Origin of the sequence: Micromonospora vulcania (assembly GCF_042658605.1) — a bacterium.
GTDB classification, from domain to species: Bacteria; Actinomycetota; Actinomycetes; order Mycobacteriales; family Micromonosporaceae; genus Micromonospora; species Micromonospora vulcania.
The window spans coordinates 448,178-469,274 of the sequence record NZ_JBHSQS010000001.1 but is presented as its reverse complement, the minus strand read 5'-3'; the positions used below and the strand labels follow the sequence as shown (position 1 = coordinate 469,274).

Annotated in this window: 17 protein-coding genes; 7 read left to right on the top strand and 10 right to left on the bottom strand. The window is 73.2% G+C overall.

The genetic code is table 11. The annotated features are described in order from the left end of the window. Positions 1-57: 57 nt before the first annotated feature. The gene (locus ACFQGL_RS02275; RefSeq protein ID WP_377504460.1) at positions 58-1,353 is read right to left on the bottom strand and encodes an MFS transporter; all 1,296 of its coding nucleotides are present in this window, start codon (positions 1,351-1,353) and stop codon (positions 58-60) included. Positions 1,354-1,571: 218 nt separating this feature from the next. On the opposite strand from ACFQGL_RS02275, the gene ACFQGL_RS02270 reads away from it, so the two are divergent. The 3 genes from ACFQGL_RS02270 (at position 1,572) to ACFQGL_RS02260 (ending at position 3,352) form a co-directional block, all read left to right on the top strand. Beyond that, complete coding sequence (locus ACFQGL_RS02270; RefSeq protein WP_377504456.1) at positions 1,572-2,552, top strand: helix-turn-helix domain-containing protein; 981 nt, start codon at positions 1,572-1,574, stop codon at positions 2,550-2,552. A 73-nt stretch (positions 2,553-2,625) separates the two neighbouring features. Continuing rightward, positions 2,626-2,865 carry a DUF397 domain-containing protein gene (locus ACFQGL_RS02265; protein ID WP_377504453.1) on the top strand — a complete coding sequence of 80 codons (240 nt, stop codon included), beginning with the start codon at positions 2,626-2,628 and terminating at the stop codon, positions 2,863-2,865. A 211-nt stretch (positions 2,866-3,076) separates the two neighbouring features. Then, positions 3,077-3,352 carry a hypothetical protein gene (locus tag ACFQGL_RS02260; protein ID WP_377504450.1) on the top strand — a complete coding sequence of 92 codons (276 nt, stop codon included), beginning with the start codon at positions 3,077-3,079 and terminating at the stop codon, positions 3,350-3,352. Between the two features lie 126 nt (positions 3,353-3,478). On the opposite strand, the gene nudC is transcribed toward ACFQGL_RS02260, so the two are convergent. Genes nudC through ACFQGL_RS02240 form a run of 4 tightly spaced genes read right to left on the bottom strand, consistent with a single transcriptional unit; the run spans position 3,479 to position 8,211 of the window. Then, positions 3,479-4,438, bottom strand: a complete 960-nt coding sequence (gene nudC, locus ACFQGL_RS02255; RefSeq protein ID WP_377504448.1) for an NAD(+) diphosphatase — start codon at positions 4,436-4,438, stop codon at positions 3,479-3,481. Then, positions 4,435-5,778, bottom strand: a complete 1,344-nt coding sequence (locus tag ACFQGL_RS02250) for a M16 family metallopeptidase (protein WP_377504445.1) — start codon at positions 5,776-5,778, stop codon at positions 4,435-4,437. The genes nudC and ACFQGL_RS02250 overlap by 4 nt, the downstream gene beginning before the upstream one ends. Then, positions 5,775-7,085, bottom strand: a complete 1,311-nt coding sequence (locus ACFQGL_RS02245; protein ID WP_377504442.1) for a M16 family metallopeptidase — start codon at positions 7,083-7,085, stop codon at positions 5,775-5,777. Before ACFQGL_RS02245 ends, ACFQGL_RS02250 begins: the two co-directional genes overlap by 4 nt. Positions 7,086-7,095: 10 nt before the next feature. Then, a complete protein-coding gene (locus ACFQGL_RS02240) occupies positions 7,096-8,211 on the bottom strand; it encodes an LLM class flavin-dependent oxidoreductase (protein ID WP_377504440.1) in 1,116 nt (371 codons plus the stop codon). Positions 8,212-8,386: 175 nt separating this feature from the next. On the opposite strand from ACFQGL_RS02240, the gene ACFQGL_RS02235 reads away from it, so the two are divergent. From ACFQGL_RS02235 to ACFQGL_RS02220, 4 genes are read left to right on the top strand one after another with little or no spacing between them, the layout of a single operon-like run. Further along, complete coding sequence (locus ACFQGL_RS02235) at positions 8,387-9,451, top strand: ABC transporter substrate-binding protein (protein WP_377504438.1); 1,065 nt, start codon at positions 8,387-8,389, stop codon at positions 9,449-9,451. Continuing rightward, positions 9,448-10,227 (top strand): ABC transporter ATP-binding protein, encoded by a 780-nt coding sequence (locus ACFQGL_RS02230; RefSeq protein WP_377504436.1) that lies wholly within the window; start codon positions 9,448-9,450, stop codon positions 10,225-10,227. The genes ACFQGL_RS02235 and ACFQGL_RS02230 overlap by 4 nt, the downstream gene beginning before the upstream one ends. Then, positions 10,217-11,101, top strand: a complete 885-nt coding sequence (locus ACFQGL_RS02225; RefSeq protein WP_377504434.1) for an ABC transporter permease — start codon at positions 10,217-10,219, stop codon at positions 11,099-11,101. Before ACFQGL_RS02230 ends, ACFQGL_RS02225 begins: the two co-directional genes overlap by 11 nt. 1 nt (position 11,102) lies before the next feature. Next, positions 11,103-11,609, top strand: coding sequence for an RrF2 family transcriptional regulator (locus ACFQGL_RS02220; protein WP_377504431.1), 507 nt, complete (start codon positions 11,103-11,105; stop codon positions 11,607-11,609). Between the two features lie 43 nt (positions 11,610-11,652). Here the strand turns inward: ACFQGL_RS02220 and ACFQGL_RS02215 are convergent, their stop codons facing one another. The 5 genes from ACFQGL_RS02215 to ACFQGL_RS02195 all read right to left on the bottom strand — a co-directional run bounded on the left by ACFQGL_RS02215 (position 11,653) and on the right by ACFQGL_RS02195 (position 21,092). Next, positions 11,653-11,853, bottom strand: coding sequence for a hypothetical protein (locus ACFQGL_RS02215; protein WP_377504428.1), 201 nt, complete (start codon positions 11,851-11,853; stop codon positions 11,653-11,655). A 203-nt stretch (positions 11,854-12,056) separates the two neighbouring features. Next, positions 12,057-13,379: a DEAD/DEAH box helicase gene (locus ACFQGL_RS02210; protein ID WP_377504425.1), complete on the bottom strand. Its 1,323-nt coding sequence runs from the start codon at positions 13,377-13,379 to the stop codon at positions 12,057-12,059. 239 nt (positions 13,380-13,618) lie between these two features. Then, entirely contained in the window at positions 13,619-13,822 is a 204-nt protein-coding gene (gene cspE, locus ACFQGL_RS02205) for a transcription antiterminator/RNA stability regulator CspE (protein WP_007464836.1), read from the bottom strand. Positions 13,823-14,048: 226 nt separating this feature from the next. Continuing rightward, positions 14,049-17,435, bottom strand: a complete 3,387-nt coding sequence (locus ACFQGL_RS02200; RefSeq protein WP_377504422.1) for an ATP-dependent helicase — start codon at positions 17,433-17,435, stop codon at positions 14,049-14,051. Between the two features lie 96 nt (positions 17,436-17,531). Beyond that, on the bottom strand, positions 17,532-21,092 hold the full coding sequence (locus ACFQGL_RS02195) for an ATP-dependent helicase (protein WP_377504419.1): 3,561 nt from the start codon (positions 21,090-21,092) through the stop codon (positions 17,532-17,534). Between the last annotated feature and the right edge of the window lie 5 nt (positions 21,093-21,097).

The window sequence follows — 21,097 nt, the reverse complement described above, 5'->3', positions numbered from 1 at the left end:
GCACCGCGACGAGCGGCCGACCCACCCGGGTCGGCCGCTCGTGGTGTCTGATTTCCGTCACCGCCACGGTGGCCGGCGGGTGCCGCTGATCACATGCCGGTCGGTGGCCTCGACCGGACGTCGGGGTGCCGGGAGGGTCGGGGGGGTCGGCGGGGTGGGCGGACGGACGCCGGCTGCCGCGCCGAGGCGCCGTCCCCGCCAGAGATAGGCGCCAGCGGCCAGGGTGGCAACCCCGACCAGCGCGAACAGCACCCGGTAGTCGAGGAACCCGACCAGCAGCGCGCCCGTGCCGATGGATACCGCCGATGGCCCGCTGACCACCGCCTCGGTCGCCGCGGCCACCCGGCCGACCAGCGCGGGCGGGGTACGCCGCTGGATCAGCGTGTGCAGCCCCACCATCCGCAGCGGGAGCGAGACGCCGGCCAGCAGCACCGCGACGAACCCGAGCCGGAGATCGGGGTACGCGAGCGCGAGCGCCGCCGGCCCGAACAGGGCGACCCCGGCGGCCAGCGTGCCGACCTCGCCGAACCGGCGGACCAGCGCCGGTGAGCAGAGCGCACCCAGCAGACCGCCAATGCCCTGGACGGTGACCAGCACGCCGACGAACGTGGCGTCCCGGTCCAACCCCAGGTCGACGTAGGCGAAGATGAGCGACTCGCTGAAGCCCATCACCAGCGACCCGAGCCCGAAGCCGAGCAGAGCCCGGCGCAGGACCGGCTCACCGGCCAGATGCCGCAGCCCGGCGCCCAACTCGGCCGGCCAGCGCAGCCGCACGATCGGCGGCGCCGACTGCGGGGTGGGCAGGGCGCTCACCACCGCGGCGGCAGTCAGAAATCCGACCATGCCGACCCCGGCCAGCGCCCACCCGCCGATCGCCGCGTAGAGCGCCGCGCCGACCAGCGGGCCGATCAGCCGCAACCCCTGGCGTACGGTCTGCAACGCGCCGTTCGCCTCGGCCAGCAACTCCACCGGCACCAGCTGCCGGATCAGGCCGCTCAGCGCCGCGCTGAGCGTGATGTACGACAGGCCGTACAGGGCCGCCACCAGGTAGACGAGCCAGACGTCGGTCGCGTCCCGGACCGTGAACAACGGCGTCAGCAGTACGGCGGTGACCAGGTTCGCGGCAACGAAGAAGGTTCGGCGCGGGTAGCGGTCGACGACCCAACCGACCAGCGGCGCGAGCGTCATCGGGGCGATGACCGCGAAGATCGTTCCACCGGCGAGCCCGTCGGAGCCAGTCAGATCCTTGACCCAGATCGCGAGTGCGAGCAGCAGGATCGATTCGGCGGTCATGCTGGCCAGCAGACCGACGAAGAGCAGGCGGAAGTCGGGTCGGCGCAGGACGGTACGCATGGGAGGTCCCTCCGGCGGGGATGGCGTGCCCGGGGTGGGCGTGGTCGACGGGGCGGGACCGTGGGTCCGTCGTGGTCCGGCGTACCCGTGGTCCATTTTTCGCAAGACACGCCCCCGCCGGACCCTCCGACGCCGGTCGCGCCGTCCATACTGACCGTGGGGGGCGAATTTCATACAGTTACCGTCGCGTTGCGGCGGTCGACGGGAAAGAGGACACCGTGCCTCCTGCCGCACCCAGCCCGATCCTGCGTCGTCGCCGGTTGGGCATTGAGCTGCGTCGCCTGCGCGAGACCGCAGGCCTCACCGGGGACCAGGTCATCGAGCGGATCGGCTGGGCCTCCGCGTCGAAACTGTCCCGATTGGAGAACGGTCGCAGTCGGCCGGACCCACAGGACGTGGGCGTTCTGCTCAAGCTCTACGGTGCCGACGACGCCGAACAGCAGGAGCTCATGCGCCTCGTTGGCGAGGCCGGTGACATGCGGGGCTGGCTGAAGAACTTCCCGGTGATGACACAGCAGCAGCGCGGCTGGGCCGAGTTGGAGGCGGGCTGCGTGGAGATCTCCGAGTACAACCCGGTGCTGGTGCCGGGTCTGTTGCAGACCCCCGGGTACGCGCAGCTCCGGATCGTCTCGGCCGGTGAGGTTGGTGAGGGCGCCGGCGAGCCGGAGCACGGCGAGGAGCCCGCGACCGAGGTGCAGGCACGGCTGGCCCGCCAGGAACTGCTGACCCGGGAGCCCGACGCTCCCCGCTACACCGCGGTGCTGGAGGAGGCGGCCCTCGGTCGCCGGGCCGGTCCGCCCGAGGTGCTGCGCGAGCAGTTGCACCAGTTGTGCGACCTGGCGCTGCTGCCGAACGTGACACTGCACCTGCTGCTCCGGGACACCCAGATCGGCCATTGGTACCTTCCGCCGACCGCGTTCTCCCTCTATCGGTTCGCCGATCCGCTCGATCCGGAGACGTTGACCATCGAAGGGGGGTTCACCGACGTCATGTCGACCGAGGCATTCGCGCTAAATCGCTATAAAGTGGTGTTCGAGTGGCTATGCACGGCGGCACTTACCGCTTCGGACACCCTCACGTGGCTGATCGAGGCGACGGGACGGCTGACCGAGGCGGCGCCCCCATCCACAGTGACGTTCGGGCCGGCATCGGCGCCGACCCAACGTCGCCGTGACTCGGGGCGGCTGACGGACCGGTGATCCACGGGGGACCCTCCGTCGGACGTGCGGCGCCACTCGTCCCATCGGAACGGTTCACACCAGGAGCAGAACCATGAACGACATCCGCAAAACGCCGTCCGTCACCGCCCACCAGCTGGCGGACGCCCCGTGGCGTAAGAGCACCCGTAGCCAGACCTCCAACTGTGTGGAGGTCGCCCCACTGGGCACCGGCCCGTCGGCCGTGGCGCTGCGCGACAGCAAGGACCAAAGCGGCCCGGTCCTGCAGTTCAACCGGTCGGGGTGGCTCGGCTTCATTGCGGGAGCAAAGAAGGGCCAGTTCGATCTGAACTGATCCGGTGACCGGAACGGGGCCGTCGGCGTTGCCGGCGGCCCCGTTGCGTTGTGCACCGCCAACGCCTCTGACCAGGCATCCGCCGATCGGACGACGCTCAAATCCGATAGGCGAGTTTGAGTTGCTGGGACGAACACGCGGCGTAACATGGCCAACGAGCACGTGGAACTTCCACACTGGCTCATCCGTCGCGGTTCATCCGGAGACCCTCATGCGGTTCCTGATCGTTCGCACCGACATCCGCGCCGTCGCCGACGGGGACATCGCCGCCGCCTGGGCGGATGGCCACCGGCTCCGGGACGAGACCACCACGCCCGAGCCACGCCGGCAGACCGTGCACGCCGAGGATCGGGACGCGGCGTTGCTGCTGGCCAGGGCGCTGGCCACGGTCGGCGCGGTCCGCGCCGGCAAGCAACGGGTCAAGGTCCTGCCGCTGGGCGAGCCCCGACCGGCCTTCCGTCGACGACCGGGCCGCACCGGCACCTGATCAACCAGACGTCCGTCGTGGTCGGATCGGCTCCCCCGCCGTGTTTCCTACCCCACCCGACCATGACGGCCCGTGTTCCCGGCTCGTGACCGTCGCGGCAACGACGGCCACGAGCCGGGACCGCGTTCAACGGTCGGCGTCCACCCAGCCGTCCAGCCAGCGGTGGATGAGGAACAGCGCGATCGACGACGGCGGTGGAAGGATCAGCCGGGCTCCGTCGCCCACATCCACCGTCCGCCCCGCCAGCGCCGCGCCGATCTCCCGGCGGGAAAACCACCTCGCGTACGCGATCTCGGCCGGATCGACCTGCACCGGGTCGGCCGGGTCGGCGGTGGCCAGGAAGCCCAGCATCAGCGAGCCGGGGAATGGCCACGCCTGGCTGCCCACGTACCCGATCTGCTCGACCCCGATGCCCACCTCCTCGCGGACCTCGCGCAGTACGGCGGCCTCGGCCGATTCCCCCGGCTCGACATAGCCGGCCAGGCAGGAGTAACGCCGACCGCCGGGGGTGCCCGGCCAGCCCGCGTTGTTACCCAGCAGGCAGCGCCCGTCCGGGCCGGCGACCCCGTCGTGCACCAGGACGATCATCGCCGGGTCGGTGTGCGGCCACACCCGCCCGCCGTTGCGGTCCACCCGGGACCAACCCGCCTCGTCCACCGACGTCGGCGCGCCGGTGGCCGACGAGTAGCTGTGCCGGGTGTGCCAGTTGACCAACGCCAGCGCGGTGGTGAAGATGCCGGCCTCCCGGTCGGCGAGCAGGTGGCCCACCTCGCGCAGGTTGACCGCACGGGTGCCCGGCAACGCCGGCAACGGCGCGTCGACCGCGAAGACCGGTACCCCGTCCGGCTCGACACCGAGGAACATGGCGGTCGACTCCGACCCGGCCGGCACATCCGCCGCGCCGAACAGCACCAGCGCCGGGGGCGACGCGTCGGTGCGGGTCAACGTCCGACCCTCGTCGGTCGAGTCGAGCAACAGCACCCGGGCGCGCAGCCACGCCTCGGTCAGCCACTGCGAGTCGTTTCGCCGGTGCGCGGCCCGGTCCAGGGTGGACCGGGCCAGTGGCGGCGCGGTCTCCCCGCTCACGACTCGACCGGCTCGGTGTGGACCGTGGTCAGCGCGGCCAGCCCGGGAGTGATGCGCTCGGCGTCGCCGAGCACCACGACCGCCGCCCGCGCCGGCGCCAGGTAGTCGGCCGCCACCCGCGCCACGTCGTCGACGGTCGCCTTGGTCAGCCGGGCCGCGTACTCGGCGAGGAAGTCCAGGCGAAGACCGTTACCGGCGTACGCGCTGGTCAGCGCGGCCAGCCCGGCCTGGGTGGACATGCCGAGCTGGAGGGTGCCGAGGGCGTACTGGCGGGCCTGCTCCAACTCGTCGGGCTTCGGCGGCAGCGACGCCAGCCGGCCCAGCTCGTACGTCGTCTCCAGCAATGCCGGGCCGGTGACCTCGGTGGCCACCTCGGCGGCGGCGACCAGCACCGAACCGGCCACCGAGTGCTCAAGCACCGAGTGCGGCCCGTACGTGTAGCCCTTGTCCTCCCGGATGTTCTCCACCCAGCGGGAGGAGAAGTAGCCGCCGAAGATCAGGTTGGCCAGTTGCAGCGCGGCGTGGTCGGGATGGGTGCGCGACACGGCCGGCAGGGCGATCCGCAGCGAGGACTGCACCGACCCGGGTCGATCGACCAGCAGCAGCGGCCCCGGCTCCAGCGCAGGAGTGGGCGGCAACTCGGCGCTGCGCCCGGCTCCGGCCCAGCCGGCGAGCGCCCGCTCGGCCGCGTCCAGGGCCCGTTCCGGCTGTACGTCGCCGACCAGCACCAACTGCGCACCGGCCGGGTGCACCCGCTCGGCGTGCAGGGTTCGCAGCGCGGCCGGTCGGACGGCTCGAATCTGACCCGGCTCCGGCGTCTGGGCGGCGTACGGGTGCCGGCCGTAGACCCGCTTCAGCAGGGCCTCCCGCGCCAGGTGCGCCGGCTGGCTCTGCGCGACCTGGATCCGGTCGACCAGCCGGTCCCGCTCGGTGGCCACCTCGTCGCTGGGATAGCTGGCCCCGGTCAAGACCTCGGCCAGCAACTCCAGCATCCGGTCCAGGCCGGTGACCAGGCCGGCGCCGGAGAGCATCAGCCGGTCCGGGTCGACGCCCGCGGAGAGCCCGCCGCCCACCTTCTGCAACTCGGCGGCGATCTGGACGCTGGTCATCGACTCGGTGCCGGAGAGCATGGTCTGCGAGAGCATCGCGCCACGGGCGACGTGGGCCCGGCCGAACGGAACCCAGAGCCGCAGCTCGACCAGGGGTACGGCGGGCCGGCGTACCGCGATCACGGTGAGGCCGTTACGCAGCGTGCGCTCGGCCTGCTTGGGCACCTTGAGCTTGCGGGTCGGGCCGAGCGGAGGCAGCGTACGCGGCCCGGCCGGGACGGTCGTGGTCATCGGGCACCTCCCGCGACAACCTCGACCGCGGCCCGACGCTCCGGCCGCAGAGTGGCCGCGGCGGCCCGGACCTGCTCCTCGGTGACGTCGCCGACCAGCCGGGGCAGCTCGTTGAGCAGGCCCGGCTCGCCGCGTTGCTGTTCCAGTACCGCCATCCGCAGCGCCCGACCGAGCACCGCGTCGGTGTCCCGCAGCAGGTGCGTCGCCATCCGGGCCTGGGTCCGGGCCAGCTCTCCGTCGGTCAGCCCGTCGGTGGCCAGCCGGTCCAGTTCCTCGTCCATGGTGCGCAGCACCTTGTCCACGTCGCCGCCCGGTGGCAGGTGGGCCTGGAGCAGCAGCGCGGTGGGGTCGCGCACGTCGAACGGGTCGCCCATGAAACCGAGGTAGCCGCCGAGGCTGGTCACCGTGCGGTCGCGCTGGACCAGCCGCTCGACCAGCCGCGACGCGTCACCGTCGGTGAGAACCTCGGCCAACACCACGTACGGCAGGTAGCCGGCGAAGTCGGTGACCGGGTCGGGCACCCGCCAGGCGCCGGCCACCGCCGGCAGCGGTGCCAGCGCGTCGGTGTACGAGGTGCGTCGCTCGGCGGTCAGGTCCGGCTCGGTGAAGTCGGGCCGCTGCGGGGCCAGCCGGGCCGGCACGTCGCCGAAGTGTCGGGTGACCAGCTCGGTCGCCTCGGCCACGTCGATGTCGCCGCTGACCGCCAGCACCGCGTTGCCGCTGGCGTAGTAGCGGCGGAAGAAGTCGGCCGCGTCGGCGACGGTCGCCGACTCCAGGTCGTCGAAGGAGCCGTACCCGTCGTGCGCGTTCGGGAACGTGTCGAACATGACCGGCGGCAGGGTCAGCCAGGGGAAACCGCCGTACGGTCGGTTGAGCACGTTGACCCGGATCTCCTCCTTGACCACGTCGACCTGGTTGCGCAGGGTCTCCTCGGTCAGCCGGGGGCCGCGCATCCGGTCGGCCTCCAGGAACAGCGCGCGTTCCAGCGCGTTGCTCGGGAGCGTCTCGAAGTAGTCGGTGTAGTCCAGGTGGGTGGAGCCGTTGAAGGTGCCGCCCGCGCCCTGCACGTGCCGGAAGTGGGCCAGCTTCTCCAGGTTCTCCGAGCCCTGGAACATCAGGTGCTCGAAGAGGTGGGCGAAACCGCTACGCCCCTCCGGCTCGGAGCGGATGCCCACGTCGTAGACCACCGCCACCCCGATCACCGGGGCACTGCGATCGGGGGTGAGCACCACCCGCAGGCCGTTGTCGAGGGTGAACCGTTCGACCGGGTACTTGGTCGCTGGAATTCTGGATCTCCGCGCCGCCACGGAGTCGACCCTAGCGCGTCGGCACCCCCGCCACCGGCGACCTCGGCGGAGCCGCCGCCACCGGGGCGGTGACCCGGGGCAGCACCTCGGCACCGACCCGCTCGGCCTCCTCCCGGTGCGGCCAGCCGGAGAGGATGAACTCGTCGACGCCGAGCGCCGCGTACTCGTCGATCCGGGCCGCGACCTCGGCGTAGCTGCCGACCAAGGCGGTGCCGGCGCCCTCGCGGACCAGGCCGACCCCGGCCCAGAGGTTCGGTGCGACGGTGAGCCCGTCGGTGCGGCCGGCGTTCAGCACGGCCATCCGGGCCTGGCCGACCGAGTCCATCCGCCGGAACCGGGCCTGGGCGGCGACGATCCGCTCCTGGCTCATCCCGGCCAACAGCCGGTCGGCCTCCGCCCACGCCTCGGCGCTGGTCGCCCTGGCGATGACGTGCAGCCGGAGCCCGGTACGCAGGGTGCGCCCCTGCTCCGCGGCCAGCGCCCGGATCCGCTGCACCCGGGCCTCGATCGCCACCGGCGGCTCGCCCCACATCAGGTACACGTCGGCCTGGCGGGCGGCCACCGTCTCGGCGGCCGGGGACGCGCCACCGAAGTAGAGCGGCGGCGGTACGGCCAGCGGGCTGGCGAGCCCGCCACCGTCCACCTGGTAGTGCTTGCCGGAGAAGTCGAACGGGCGGCCTTCCCAGGCCCGGCGCAGCACCTCGATGAACTCGCCGGTACGCGCGTAGCGGGCGTCGTGGTCGAGGAAGTCGCCGTACGCCCGCTGCTCGGCGGGGTCGCCGCCGGTCACGATGTTGAGCGAAAGCCGGCCACCGGAGACGGCCTGGAACGCCTCGGCCTGCTGGGCGATCAGGGTGGGCAGCGCGAAGCCGGCCCGGACCGCGACCAACATGCCGAGCCGCTCGGTGTGCTGTGCGACCGCCGCGCAGACGATCCACGGGTCGGGGCAGCCGGCGCCGACCGGGGTGAGTACGGCCGCGAAGCCGTTCGCCTCGGCGGCCCGGCCGACCTCCGCCAGGTACGCCACCGTGGCGGCCCGGTCGTGCCGGGCGGCACCCGCGGTGACGGTGGCGGCGCCGACCTGGTCGCCGTCGCCGGAGGTGGGCAGGAACCAGTGGAAGGTCATGACGAGGTTGCCTCTCTGCCGGTCACCGAGGTGCCGCCTACCCTAGCAAGCTGGTAGGAAATACCGACATATCTGAGACGCCGCATCCCGATATATGGATGGCTCTTGACGGTGAACCCGCCCTGGCCCAGTCTTCCTACCAACTAAGTAGGAATACTGCGGATTGGATGGGACGATGAGACGGCTCCCTCTGCGCCGGTTGGTCACACTGGCCACCCTCGCCGTGGTCGGCGCGGCGACCCTCGGCAGCACCGCCGCGTGCGGCGACGACAGTGAGGGCGCGGGCGGCAGCTCCGGCCCGGTGACTCTGCGACTCGGCTACTTCCCCAACATCACTCACGCGCCGGCGGTGGTCGGCGTGGAGAAGGGCATCTTCGCCGAGAAGCTCGGCGCCAACGTGAAGCTGGATCCGAAGACCTTCAACGCCGGCCCGGCCGCGATCGAGGCGGTCTTCTCCGGAGCACTGGACGCCACCTACATCGGTCCGAACCCGACCGTCAACGCGTTCTCCAAGTCCAAGGGCGAGGCCGTCCGGGTGGTCTCCGGCGCCGCCTCCGGCGGCGTGGCGCTGGTCGTCAAGGCGGGCATCAACGGCCCGCAGGACCTGAAGGGCAAGAAGGTCGCCACTCCGCAGCTGGGCAACACCCAAGACGTGGCGGTGCGCTACTGGCTCAAGCAGCAGGGGCTGACCACCACCAAGGAGGGTGGCGGCGACGTCAAGATCGTGCCGCAGGAGAACGCCCAGACGGTGGAGACCTTCACCAGCGGCGCCATCGACGCAGCCTGGGTGCCCGAGCCGTTCGTCTCCCGGCTGCTCAACGCCGGCGGCAAGGTGCTGGTCGACGAGCGGGACCTCTGGCCGGACAAGAAGTTCGTCATCACCAACCTCCTGGTCAGCACCAAGTTCCTCAAGGCACACCCGGACGTCGTGCAGAAGCTGGTCGACGGGCAGGTCGCCGCCAACGAGTTCGTCAACAGCAAGCCCGAGGAGGCCCAGCAGGCCATCTCCGACGCGATCGGCAAGATCACCGGCAAGCCGCTGGACCTGAAGCTGATCAAGCAGGCGTGGCCGACGTTGGAGTTCACCAACGACCCGATCTCCGCCTCGCTGAAGACCGGGCTCGACCACGCCGTCGAGGTCAAGCTGACCGAGCCGGTGGACCTCAAGGGTCTGTACGACCTGACGTACCTGAACAAGGCACTCAAGGCCCAGGGCAAGCCCGAGGTCGTCCAACCATGACGTCGACCACGACGACGCCGGAGAGCGCGACCACCGCGGTCGCGCTCTCCGGCGTGACCAAGGTGTACGGACGCGGGGCGAACGCCGTCCTGGCCCTGGACGGGGTGTCGCTGGACGTGGCGCCCGGCGAGTTCGTGTGTCTGGTCGGCGCGTCCGGGTGCGGCAAGAGCACGCTGCTCAACCTGGTCGCCGGGCTGGACCGGGTCAGTGGTGGCCAGATCGGCCTGGCCGGTGGCGCAAGCCCGGGGCTGATGTTCCAGGAGCCGGCGCTCTTTCCCTGGCTGACCGTCGAGGCCAACGTCGAGGTGCCGCTGAAGCTGCGCGGCATGCCCCGGGCCGAGCGCCGCGCGCGGGTGGCCGAGCTGCTGCGGACGGTCCACCTGAACGACTTCGGCCGCAAGCGCCCACACGAGCTCTCCGGCGGGATGCGGCAGCGGGTCGCGCTGGCCCGCACGCTGGCCCTGGACACGCCCGTGTTGCTGATGGACGAGCCGTTCGGCGCACTGGACGCGATGACCCGGGACATCCTGCACGACGAGTTGGAGCGGATCTGGTCCGAGCGCAAGCTCTCGGTGCTCTTCGTGACCCACAACGTCCGCGAGGCCGCCCGGCTCGCCGACCGGATCATCCTGCTCTCCAGCCGGCCCGGCCGGATCATCTACTCCACCGAGGTGCACATCCCGCGCCCCCGGCGGATCGACTCCCCCGAGGTCGCCGCCATCGCCGCCGACGTCACCGAACGGCTCCGTACGGAGGTGGGCCGCCATGGCCAGTGACACCCTCACCAGCACGGCCCGGGCCGACGCGGAAATCTCCGGCCTCGACGCGCTGGAGATCGCCGGCCGGGACAAGGAGCTCTCCCGGGCCACCCGCATCTGGGCGGCCACCTGGCCCAAGCTGGCCGCGCTGGCCATCGCCATCCTGGCCTGGCAGATCGTGGTCTGGTCGGGTTGGAAGCCGCCATACTCGCTGCCCGGCCCGCTGACCGTCGGCCGCGAACTGGTGGCCCAGGCGCAGGGCCCGCAGCTCTGGGAGGGCCTGCTCACCACGCTGCGTCGGGCCGCCGTCGGGTACGTCTTCTCGGTGGCCGTCGGCCTGCTGCTGGGCCTGGCGGTGGCCCGGTCCACGGTGCTCCGGGCGGCCATCGGCTCGATGATCACCGCGTTGCAGACCATGCCGTCGATCGCCTGGTTCCCGCTGGCCATCCTGCTGTTCGAGTTGAGCGAGAAGGCGATCTTCTTCGTGGTGGTGCTCGGTGCGGCGCCGTCCATCGCCAACGGCGTGATCTCCGGTGTGGACTACGTGCCGCCGCTGTTGCTGCGTGCCGGTCGCAACCTGGGGGCCCGGGGCATCAACCTCTACCGGTACGTGATCGCACCGGCCGCGCTGCCGGCGATCGTCGCCGGGCTCAAGCAGGGTTGGGCGTTCTCCTGGCGCAGCCTGATGGCCGGCGAACTGATCGTGGTCGGCATCTCGCAGACCTCACTCGGTGCCCAGCTCACCTACTCCCGCGAACTGTCCGACGCGCCCTGGCTGCTCTCCACCATGATCGTCATCCTGGTGCTCGGCCTGGTCGTGGACGCCGCGTTCGGTGCCGCGGACAAGGCGATCCGTCGCCGTTGGGGCGTGCTGGACCAGGCTGGTCAGTGACGTGTACGTCTCCGCGCGCAGCGACTATGCGCTCCGGGCCATGCTCGCCGTCGCCGCCGCTGCCGCCGATCGCGGCGGCGGCGGTGGCGATCTGGTGAAGGCGGCCAGTCTGGCCGAGGTGCAGGAGATCCCGCTCAGCTTCCTTCAGGGCATCCTGCTCGACCTGCGCCGGGCCGGCCTGCTGGTCAGCCATCGCGGTGCCGAGGGCGGGTACGCGTTGAGCCGCCCGCCCGAGGAGATCACCGTCGGGGACGTGCTGCGCGCGGTGGGCGGCTCGCTGACCACGGTGCGAGGACTGCCGGCCGAGCGGGCCGGCTACCACGGAGTGGCCGCCGGACTGACCGATGTCTGGCTCGCGGTGCACGGTGCGATCGCGACGGTGGTCGACAGCACCACCCTGGCCAACCTGCTCGCCCGCTACCAACCCGCCGACGACGAGCAGGTCCTCGGTGGCGGTGTAGTCGGGCCGGTGCCCCGCCGACCCAACCACACCTCGTACCGTTCCTGACCGAGCCTGCCCCTTCGCCGGCACCGGTCGGGCCGGTCGCTGCTCAGCCCCCGTGTGCGACGGCCGAGCCGGAGCCCGGATCATCCGGACCGTGCAGCTCCACCAGCCCGGCGGGAGCGTCCCCCGCCGGGGTGACGTGCCAGGGTGCGAAGGCGGCCACCACGGCGAGCAGTAATCCGGCGAACGCGACCGCGACCACCAGGATCAGTTCGCGCAGCGCCCCCGAATCGGCCTCGTCCGCCATGGCCACCCCTCCCGCGCCGGACCCCCGCCCGACTTGCCCCCGCTGGACAGCTTCGACCACGGACGGCCGGCGCACAGTCGGCCAGCCGACCCAGCCGAGGCTGATTACCGACTCAGCCGATCAGCCGAGTGCAGGACGCGCGGCACCCACAGACGGACCGACCCGCCTCGCTTCAGCGGGGCGGGTCGGTCGGGGCGTACCGATCAGGCGGTGCGGGGGCGGCGCGGGCGGCGGGAGCGGCCCGACGCGCGGTGCGCCGGACGGGCGGCACCATCGGCGGCCGGAGCACCCGAGCCACCGGCGACGCGGCCCCGGGCCACGGGTGCCGGCGGGGCGACGATCGTCACCGGTACGCCGGACGGCTCACGGGCACCGGTCACCCGGACCAGCGCCTCGTCGTCCGAGCGAACCTGGACCGACTGGGGTCGGATGCCGGCGGTGGCCATCAGCCGGGACACGTCCCGGCGCTGCTCGGGCAGGACCAGGGTGACCACGGTGCCGGACTCACCGGCCCGGGCGGTCCGGCCACCCCGGTGCAGGTAGTCCTTCGCCTCGGTCGGCGGGTCCACGTTGACCACCATGTCCAGGCCGTCGACGTGGATGCCGCGGGCCGCCACGTCCGTGGCGACCAGGGCCGTCACCTGACCGTTGCGGAACTGCTCCAGGATCCGGGTGCGCTGCGGCTGGGACTTGCCGCCGTGCAGCGCGGCCGCGCGTACCCCCTTGGAGAGCAACTGGCGGGCGAGCCGGTCGGCGCGGTGCTTGGTGCCCATGAACAGGATGGTGCGGCCCTCGCGGGCGGCGATCCGGGTCAGCGCGGCGGGCTTGTCCAGCGCGTCGACGTGCAGTACGTGGTGGGTCATCGCGGTGACCGTGGCCGTGCCCGGGTCGACCGAGTGGGTCACCGGGCTGCTCAGGAAGCGGCGGACCAGGCGGTCCACGCCGCCGTCCAGGGTGGCCGAGAAGAGCATCCGCTGGCCCTGCGGGGCGACCTGCTCCAGCAGCTTGGTGACCTGCGGCAGGAAGCCCATGTCGGCCATCTGGTCGGCCTCGTCCAGGACGGTGATCTCGACCTGGTCGAGCCGGGCGTCGCCACGGTTGATCAGGTCGTGCAGCCGGCCGGGGGTCGCCACGACCACCTCGGCGCCGGCGCGCAGGGCGTCCGCCTGACGCTGCAACGACAGCCCGCCGACGACGGTGGCGCAGCGCAGCCCGACGGCGCGGGCGTACGGGGCCAGCGCGGTGGTGACCTGCTGGGCCAACTCACGGGTCGGTACCAGCACCAGGGCCAGTGGACGACCGGGCCGGGCGCGACGGCCAGCGGTGCGGGAGAGCAGTGGGAGCCCGAAGGCGAGGGTCTTACCGGAACCGGTACGACCCCGCCCGAGCACATCCCGGCCGGCGAGCGAGTCGGGCAGCGTGGCCGACTGGATCGGGAACGGCTCGGTGATGCCCTGCGCGGTCAGCGCGGTGAGCAACGCCGGTGCCAGACCGGAATGGGCGAACGAAGGAACAACTGTGGTCACGCAGGAGCCTTCCTCGACGCGGCACGTGTCGAGGGAGGGCGCCAAAGAGGCGCTGTCGCCAGCGAAGACGTCCGCCGGGACTCACAAGCACGAACCGAAGGGAGTACGGGCCGGCCCGCCGCCGAGCCGCCGCCTGCGTGAGCAGGTCGACAGCGGGGCGGGCCGGTCCCGTCGCCGTCACACCCGGAGGGCGCGACGGATGAAGCTGACCGATCCGAAGATCAGAACCGATCTGAAGATCAGAGCGGGCGGATGTTCTCGGCCTGCGGGCCCTTCTGGCCCTGGGTCACCTCGAACTCGACCCGCTGGTTCTCGTCCAGGCTCCGGTAGCCGGAGGACTGGATCGCCGAGAAGTGGGCGAAGACGTCAGCGCCGCCGCCGTCCGGGGTGATGAAGCCGAAGCCCTTGTCAGCGTTGAACCACTTCACGGTGCCAATAGCCATGTGTTTCGTCTCCTTGACGGAACGTCGGACCCGCACTTGTTGCGGGCCCGAAGAGGAGCGCTCCGCGCGGGAATGCGCGAATCGCCTGTCGCTTCTGGTCGCCCCGCCCGGAGAACTCCGGACACAACAAAGAGCGCCTGGGGCCACAATCCCGCCAGGCGCACACAGAGTCTCTGGTAACCAAAACTGCAACCCGGTCAACCTACCACGGATTTTCCTGCCGCGGTCAATGTTGGGCGGAATCTTCCGGGAGCTGGGCGATCAAGGCCGTGAGGCCGGTCACGTCCAGCAGATCGGCGGGGCGGACCGTCACCCCGTGCCGGACGTAGTGGAACGCCGCGCCCACCCGGTCGACCGGTACGCCGGCCAGCTCCGCCCAGGCCAGCCGGTAGACGGCCAACTGCACGGCGGCGACCTCCGCCGCCGGCCCGGCGGGCTGCGCGCCGGTCTTCCAGTCGACCACGTCGAACCGGCCACCGGGCCGTGCGAAGACCGCGTCCATCCGCCCGCGCACCACCACCCCGGCGATCACGGTGGCGAACGGCACCTCCACCTCCACCGGCGCCCGCTCGGCCCACTCACTGGTCAGGAAGCGCTCCTGAAGCTCGACGAGCGCCTCGTCCGGCGCGGCGTCGGCGTCCGCCGCACCGGGCAGCTCATCCAGGTCGAGCAGCCGGTCGGCGCCGAAGCGCTGTTCCAGCCAGGCGTGGAACGCGGTGCCGCGGCGGGCGTACGGGTTGGGCTCGTTCGGCACCGGGCGACGAAGCACCCGGGCCAGCGCCGCCGGGTCACGGCGCAGCGCCACCAACTGGGTGACGCTCAACTGGCCGGGCAGGGCCACCTCGACCGCGCCGGAGAGCCGGGTCAGCTCGGCCCGCTCCGCCAGCAGCAGATCGGCCTCGCGCCGCCAGCGCTCCACCTCCGGATCCATCGCCGGCTCGACCGATCCCACCGGCCCGGAAACGACCACCGACGCGGCCGGACCGTCCGTCATCAGGCGACGCACCAGCGTGGCGGCCTCGGCCAGCGCCGGACGACGACCGCCCAGCGGATCGGCCGGCCACTCCGCGCGGAGCACCACCTCGGCGGTCGGGTTCGTCGCGTCCGGAGTCGGCTCCGGCGCCCACGCGTCGACCAGGTGCCCCGGGCCCCCGTCCAGGCAGGCGTCGTACACCTCGCGCAGGAAGACCGACGGGCCGCGCGGCCGCTTGGTCCCCTCTCCCCACCAGTAGCCGGAGCAGAGCAGCAGCCGGCGCGGTCGGGTGACCGCCACGTACGTCAGCCGGCGCTCCTCCCGCTCGTCGTGGGCTCGCCAGGCATCGGTGAAGTCGGTCACCGCACGGGCCACGCCCCGCTGGTCCGCCACCTCGTCGAGCTCCAGCTCGGGCAGACCGTCGGCGTCCCCGCGCAGCGGGAACGGCAGCACACCCAGCCCGCCCAGCCAGTGGTCGGAGTTGCGTACCGGCCCGGGCCACAGGCCCCGGCTCAGCCCGGCCACCGCCACCACGTCCCACTCCAGCCCCTTGGCGGCGTGCGCGGTCACCACCTGCACCGCGCCCTCCACCACCTCGACCTCACCCGGAGCGAGGCCACGCTCCTCGTCCTCGGCGGCGGACAGGAAGGACAGGAAGCCGGAGAGGGTCGCGCCCGGGGTCTCCCCGCTGAACCGGGCCGCCACGTCACCGAGCGCGTCCAGGTGCCCCCGGGCCAGGCCGGCGTCGCCGGCACCGTCCCGGCCGGCTCGCACCGCGACCTCCACGTCCAGGCCGATGGTCCGCTCGATGTCCGCGATCAGGTCCGGCAGGGCCTGGTCCAGGCGGTAACGCAGCAGCGCCAACTCCTGGCCGTACGCGCGCAGCCGCGCGAAGCCCTCCGCCGAGTACGCCTGCGCCGGGCCGAGGTCGGCCAGCGCCTCCACCAGGGTCGCCTCGTCCAGCACGTCGGGGCTGATCTCCGCGGTCTCGTCGGCGGCCACCTGCCGACGGGCGTTGGCGATGCTCCGAGCCCGCCGATGCAGGGCCACCAGATCACGCGGCCCGATCCGCCAGCGGGCGCCGGTGAGCAGCCGCAGCAACGCCGCCCCGTCGGTCGGGTCGGCCAGTACCCGCAGCGTGCAGACCACGTCGCGGACCTCGGGGGTGTCCAGCAGGCCGCCAAGCCCGACCACCTCGACCGGGAGGCCACGCTCGCGCAGCGCCGACTCGATCGCCGGGATCTGGCTGCGGACCCGGACCAGCACGGCGGTGGTCGGGCGTTGCGCCACCGGGATGTGTTCGGGCGCCGCGCCGGGCATCCGGGCCGCGCCACGCCAGGCGGCGAGCACGCTGTCGGCGATCCAGCCCGCCTCCTCGGCGTACGTGGGCAGCAGCGCGCAGTGCACGGTGCCGCCCGCGGCACCGCCGGGGCTGCGGTGTGGGATCGGGTCCAGCACGGTCAGCGCGGAACGCAGCTCGGGCACCCGGGCGCCGGCCGCGCGCAGCGGGGTGGCCAGCGCGTTCGCCACCCGGAGGATCTCCGGGCGGTTGCGCCAACTGGTGGTGAGCCCGAGTGCCGTGGCCGGCTGGCCGTCGACCCGGGCGAACTCGGTGGGGAACCGGTCCAGCGTGCCCGCGCTGGCCCCCCGCCAACCGTAGATCGACTGGCACGGGTCACCCACCGCCGTCACCGGGTGCCCACCGCCGAACAGCGCGTTGAGCAGCACCACCTGGGCGTGGCTGGTGTCCTGGTATTCGTCCAGCAGCACCACCCGGAAGCGCTCCCGCTCGATCTCACCGACCGCCGGGTGGTCCCGGGCCACCCGGGCCGCCCGGGCGAGCTGGTCGGCGAAGTCCATCGCCTCGAAGTCCTCCTTGCGCCGGGCGTACGCGCGCACCAGCGGCAGCAGGCGCAGCCGGGTCTGCTGCAGGGCGAGCGCCTTGCGTACGTCGGCGTAGACCCGGCCCGGCCGGGACTGCACCTCGGCGAAGAACCGCCCGGTCCAGCCGGCGAGCTGGTCCGGGGCGACCAGGTGCTCGTCCAGTTCCCCGGCGAGCGCCAGCACCGCATCGGTGATGGTGCTCGGCATCCGGTCCACCTCGGACATGTCGCCGTCGTAGTTGCGCACCAACAGGTCGACAAGTTGCCAGCGGGACGCCTCGGTGAGCAGCCGGGTGGACGGCTCGTAGCCGGCCCGCAGCCCGTGCTCGGTGACGATCCGCCCAGCGTACGAGTGGTAGGTGGAGACGGTGGGCTCGCCGGCGAGCGGGTCGTCCAGCGGGTCCCGGCCCTGCCGGCCGAGGCGGCGGATCAGTTGGTCGAGTCGGGTCCGTACCCGGTGGGCCAGCTCACCGGCCGCCTTGCGGGTGAAGGTCAGCCCGAGGATCTGCTCCGGACGCACGTACGAGTTGGCCACCAGCCAGACCACCCGCGCCGCCATCGTCTCGGTCTTGCCGGACCCGGCACCGGCGACCACCAGCAGCGGCTCCACCGGCGCGGCGATGATCGCGGCCTGCTCCCGGGTGGGCGCCGGCAGTCGCAGCAGCTTGGCCAGCTCCATCGGGGTGTACCGGGGGCCGGCGTCGGCAAGTCGGGGCGCCGGCGTCGGGCCGACCCCGAACAGGGTGGGCTGGGTCATGCCGGTGCCGCCTCCGTTCGCGAATGCGGTGCTCGCAAACCCGGCTCACTCCTCGCGCTCACGGAAACGTCGTTCGGGACTGCGGGGCTCGCAAGCTCACTCCTCGCCCTCCCGGGCGCTCCGGACGGTCGGCGGCTCGACGACCTGGCGCCCCTGCCCGGAGACCGGGCAGCTGGTCCGCACCGGGCAGACCCGGCACTTTGAGTTGGCCACCGCGGCGAACGTGGCGGCAGCCATCGTATCGGCGGTACGCCGCACCAGCGCGGTCGCCCAGCCGGCCGCCGGGCCCTCGCTGGCCGCCGGCTGGTTCTGCTCCCTGGCGTCCTTGGCCGAGGTGCCGAGCTGCACCAGCGCGGCACCACCGGACTCGTCGCCGAACTCGGCGAACGCCCCCGCCTCCACCGCCGCCTGGTAGGCGCCGAGCTGCGGGTGCTCGGCCAACTCGGTGCCGGTGACCGCGGTGGACTTGCCGGTCTTCAGGTCGATCACCACCAGCCGCCCGGCCTCGTCGACCTCCAACCGGTCGACGCGGCCGGTCAGGTCCACCGGCCGGGTCGGGTCGTCCAGGCGGACCGCGAACTCGTGCTCGATGGCGAGCAGTCGGCGCGGATTGGTGGCCAGCCAGCGCAGCAGCTTGTCGACCATCGCCTCGGCGCGCTCCCGCTCCGGGCCGGCCATCCAGCGGGCGGCCAGCTCGATCGCATCGAACCGGGCGGCCACGTAGTCGAGCAGGGCGCCCCGATCGGCGCTGGCGTCCTCGGCGAGCATCGCGGCGGCGTGCACCAGATTGCCCACCCCCTGCGCGGTGCTGGTCGGGCCGCTGCCGCCGTGCCGTTCCAGCAGCCAGCGCAGGCTGCACCGCAATGCGCTCTCCATCGCCGACGGGGTCACCCGCACCGGCGCACCCTCATCGACCAGCGGCCGGTCGTCGGAGAGCGCGCGCAGCCCCCACCAGTCGTCGGGGTGCGCGCCGGGCACTCCGGCGGCGGCCAGGCGGGCCAGCTCGGCCGCCGCGACGCGCCGTCGGGCCGCCGGCGCGGCCGGGTCGGTGATCGCGGTACGCAGCTCGGCGACCAACGCCGGCAAGGTGAGCGCCCGAGGCGGCCGGGTGACCGGCAGCGCGCCGGGCCGGTCGGGTTCACCGTCGTTGGCCGGTGCACCGCCGTCGGGGCCGTCGCCGTTGCGGCCGTCACCGTTGCGGCCGTCGCCGTTGCGGCCGTCGCCGTTGCGGCCGTCACCGTCGGGACCGTCGCCGGTCGGCGTGCCGCCGGACGGTGGGCCGGAGCGCGGGCCCGGTGGTGCGGGCGGGTCAGCCGGGCCGGCGTCGTTCGGCGGGGTGGGTGGCGCGGCGGGAGCCAACTCGTAGAGGAAGCGGCTCGGCTGCTCCTCGTGGTCGTCGCCGCCGACCGCGGCCGACGCCACGGCGCTGACCAGCAGTCGGTGTCGGGCCCGACTGACGGCGACGTGGAAGAGCCGGCGCTCCTCGTCCAACAGCGCCGAGGTCTGGCCCACCACGTTCGCCACCTTGGCACCGCCGAAGGACCGACCGGCCAGCACGTCGACCAGCCGCTCCGAGCCGAGCAGGCTGCCGCGCAGCCGCAGGTCCGGCCAGATGCCCTCCTGCACACCGGCGACGGCGACCAGGTCCCACTCCAGGCCCTTCGCGGCGTGCGCGGTGAGCAGCCGGACCGCCGCGCCCCGGTCGGCGGTCGGGGCGATCGTGTCCGCCGGCAGGTCCTGGCCGAGCACGTGGTCGAGGAAGACCTCGGTGCGGGCACCGGGGAGCCGGTCGGTGAACCGGGCCGCCGCGTCGAAGAGCACCAGCACCGCGTCCAGGTCACGGTCGGCCGCCTCGGCCCGCCGCCGCCGGGCCAGGTCCCCCTCGCCGGCCGCCGGACGCCCCTCGCTGATCGCGCCGGCCCAGCGTTCGGCCAGCCCGCTGGCGTGCCAGACGGCCCAGAGCACGTCCTCGGCGGTCGCGCCGGGCTGGGCGGCGGTGGCCCGGGCGGTTGCCAGCAGCTCGGCCACCGCCTGCGCCGGCTCGGCCCAACGACGCTCGATGCCGGCCAGCTCGGCCGGGTCGCGCAACGCCTCGACGATCAGCTCGCCGGACGGTCGCCGGTCCCCACCGGAGAGCGCCAGCGCGCGCAGGCCCTGCCGTAGCCGCCGCTCGGCCAGCGGGTCCGCCCCGCCCAGCGACGAGTGCAGCAGCGCGACCGCGGATTCCTCGTCCAACCGTTCCGGCTCGAGCGCGCAGCGCAGCAGGAGCAGCAGCGGCGCCACCGCCGGTTGCAGGTGCAGGGGCAGATCCTCGCCGTGCACGATGGTGGGCACACCGGCCGCGTGCAGCGCCCGCTGCAAGGTGGGGAGTTGCAACGCGGTGGACCGCACCAGCACCGCCATCCGCGACCACGGCACGCCGTCGAGCAGGTGGGCGGCGCGCAGCGCGTGGGCCAGCCAGGCCGCCTCGCTGGTCGCCGACCGGAAGGTGTGCACCTCGACCACGCCGGCCGGAGCGTCGGGCAGCGGATGCAACCGGCGATGCGCCGCCGGACCCCGCAGCCGGCGGCCCAACCGGGCCGTCGCGGCGAGCAGACCCGGCCCGGCCCGGTAGGACGTGCTCAGCAGGACCTGCGCGGCGGGTGCGCCCGAGGCCGTCCGGAACCGGTGCCCGAAGGTGGTCACCCCGGCCGGGTCGGCACCCCGGAAGGCGTACGTGGACGAATCCGGATCGGCGAAGGCGACCAGGGGCTTGCCCCCGTCGGCGATCACCGAGAGCAGGTCGAGCTGGGCGGGGTCGGTGTCGGCCAACTCGTCGACGTACACGTGGGCGAGCCGACGGCGCTCGGCGGCCAGCAGCTCCTCGTCGTCGCGCAGCAGCCCGGTGGCAGCCCGGACCAGTTCGGCGGGGTCGTACGCGATCGAGCCCCGGTTGCTGACGTCGCGCAGCGCGAGCACCGCGACGTACTCCCGGAGGAAGCGGGCGGCGGCCGGCCAGTCGGCGCGACCCAGCTTCTCGCCCAGCCGGGCCAGCTCGACCGGGCCCACGCCCCGCTCGGCGGCGCGCATGAGCAGGTCACGCAACTGGCTGGCGAAGGCCCGGGTACGCAGCGCCGGCCGCAGGTCCGTCGGCCAGCCGACCGGGTCGTCCTCGGGCTCCTCACCCACCACGTCCAACAACTCGCGGATGATCAGATCCTGCTCAGGGCCGGTGAGCAGGCGGGGCGACGGCTCGCCGCGCTCGGCGGCGGCCCGGCGGAGCAGCCCGAAGGCGTACGCCGGGAAGGTACGCACCAGCGGCTCGCGCAGCACCCGGTGGCCGTCCTGCGCCACCCGGGCCTCGATCCGCTGGCGGAGCGCCGTGGCTCCCCGCCGGCCGAAGGTGAGCACGAGGACCCGTTCGGGGTCGACCCCCTCGGCCACCCGGTTGGCGACCGCTTCGACCAGGGTGCTGGTCTTGCCGGTGCCCGGGCCGCCGAGCACCAACATCGGCCCGTCGGTGTGCGCGACGACCTCCGCCTGCACCGGATCGGCCAGCCGCCCAGCCCCACCGTCGTTGCTCGCAGTGGCACCGGCAGCCGAGGTGCTGCCCTCCGGCACGCCCCCGTCCCCCCGCGCCGGCCCCCCGGGCCGCCGCACCAACCGGTACGCCTGCATCAGCT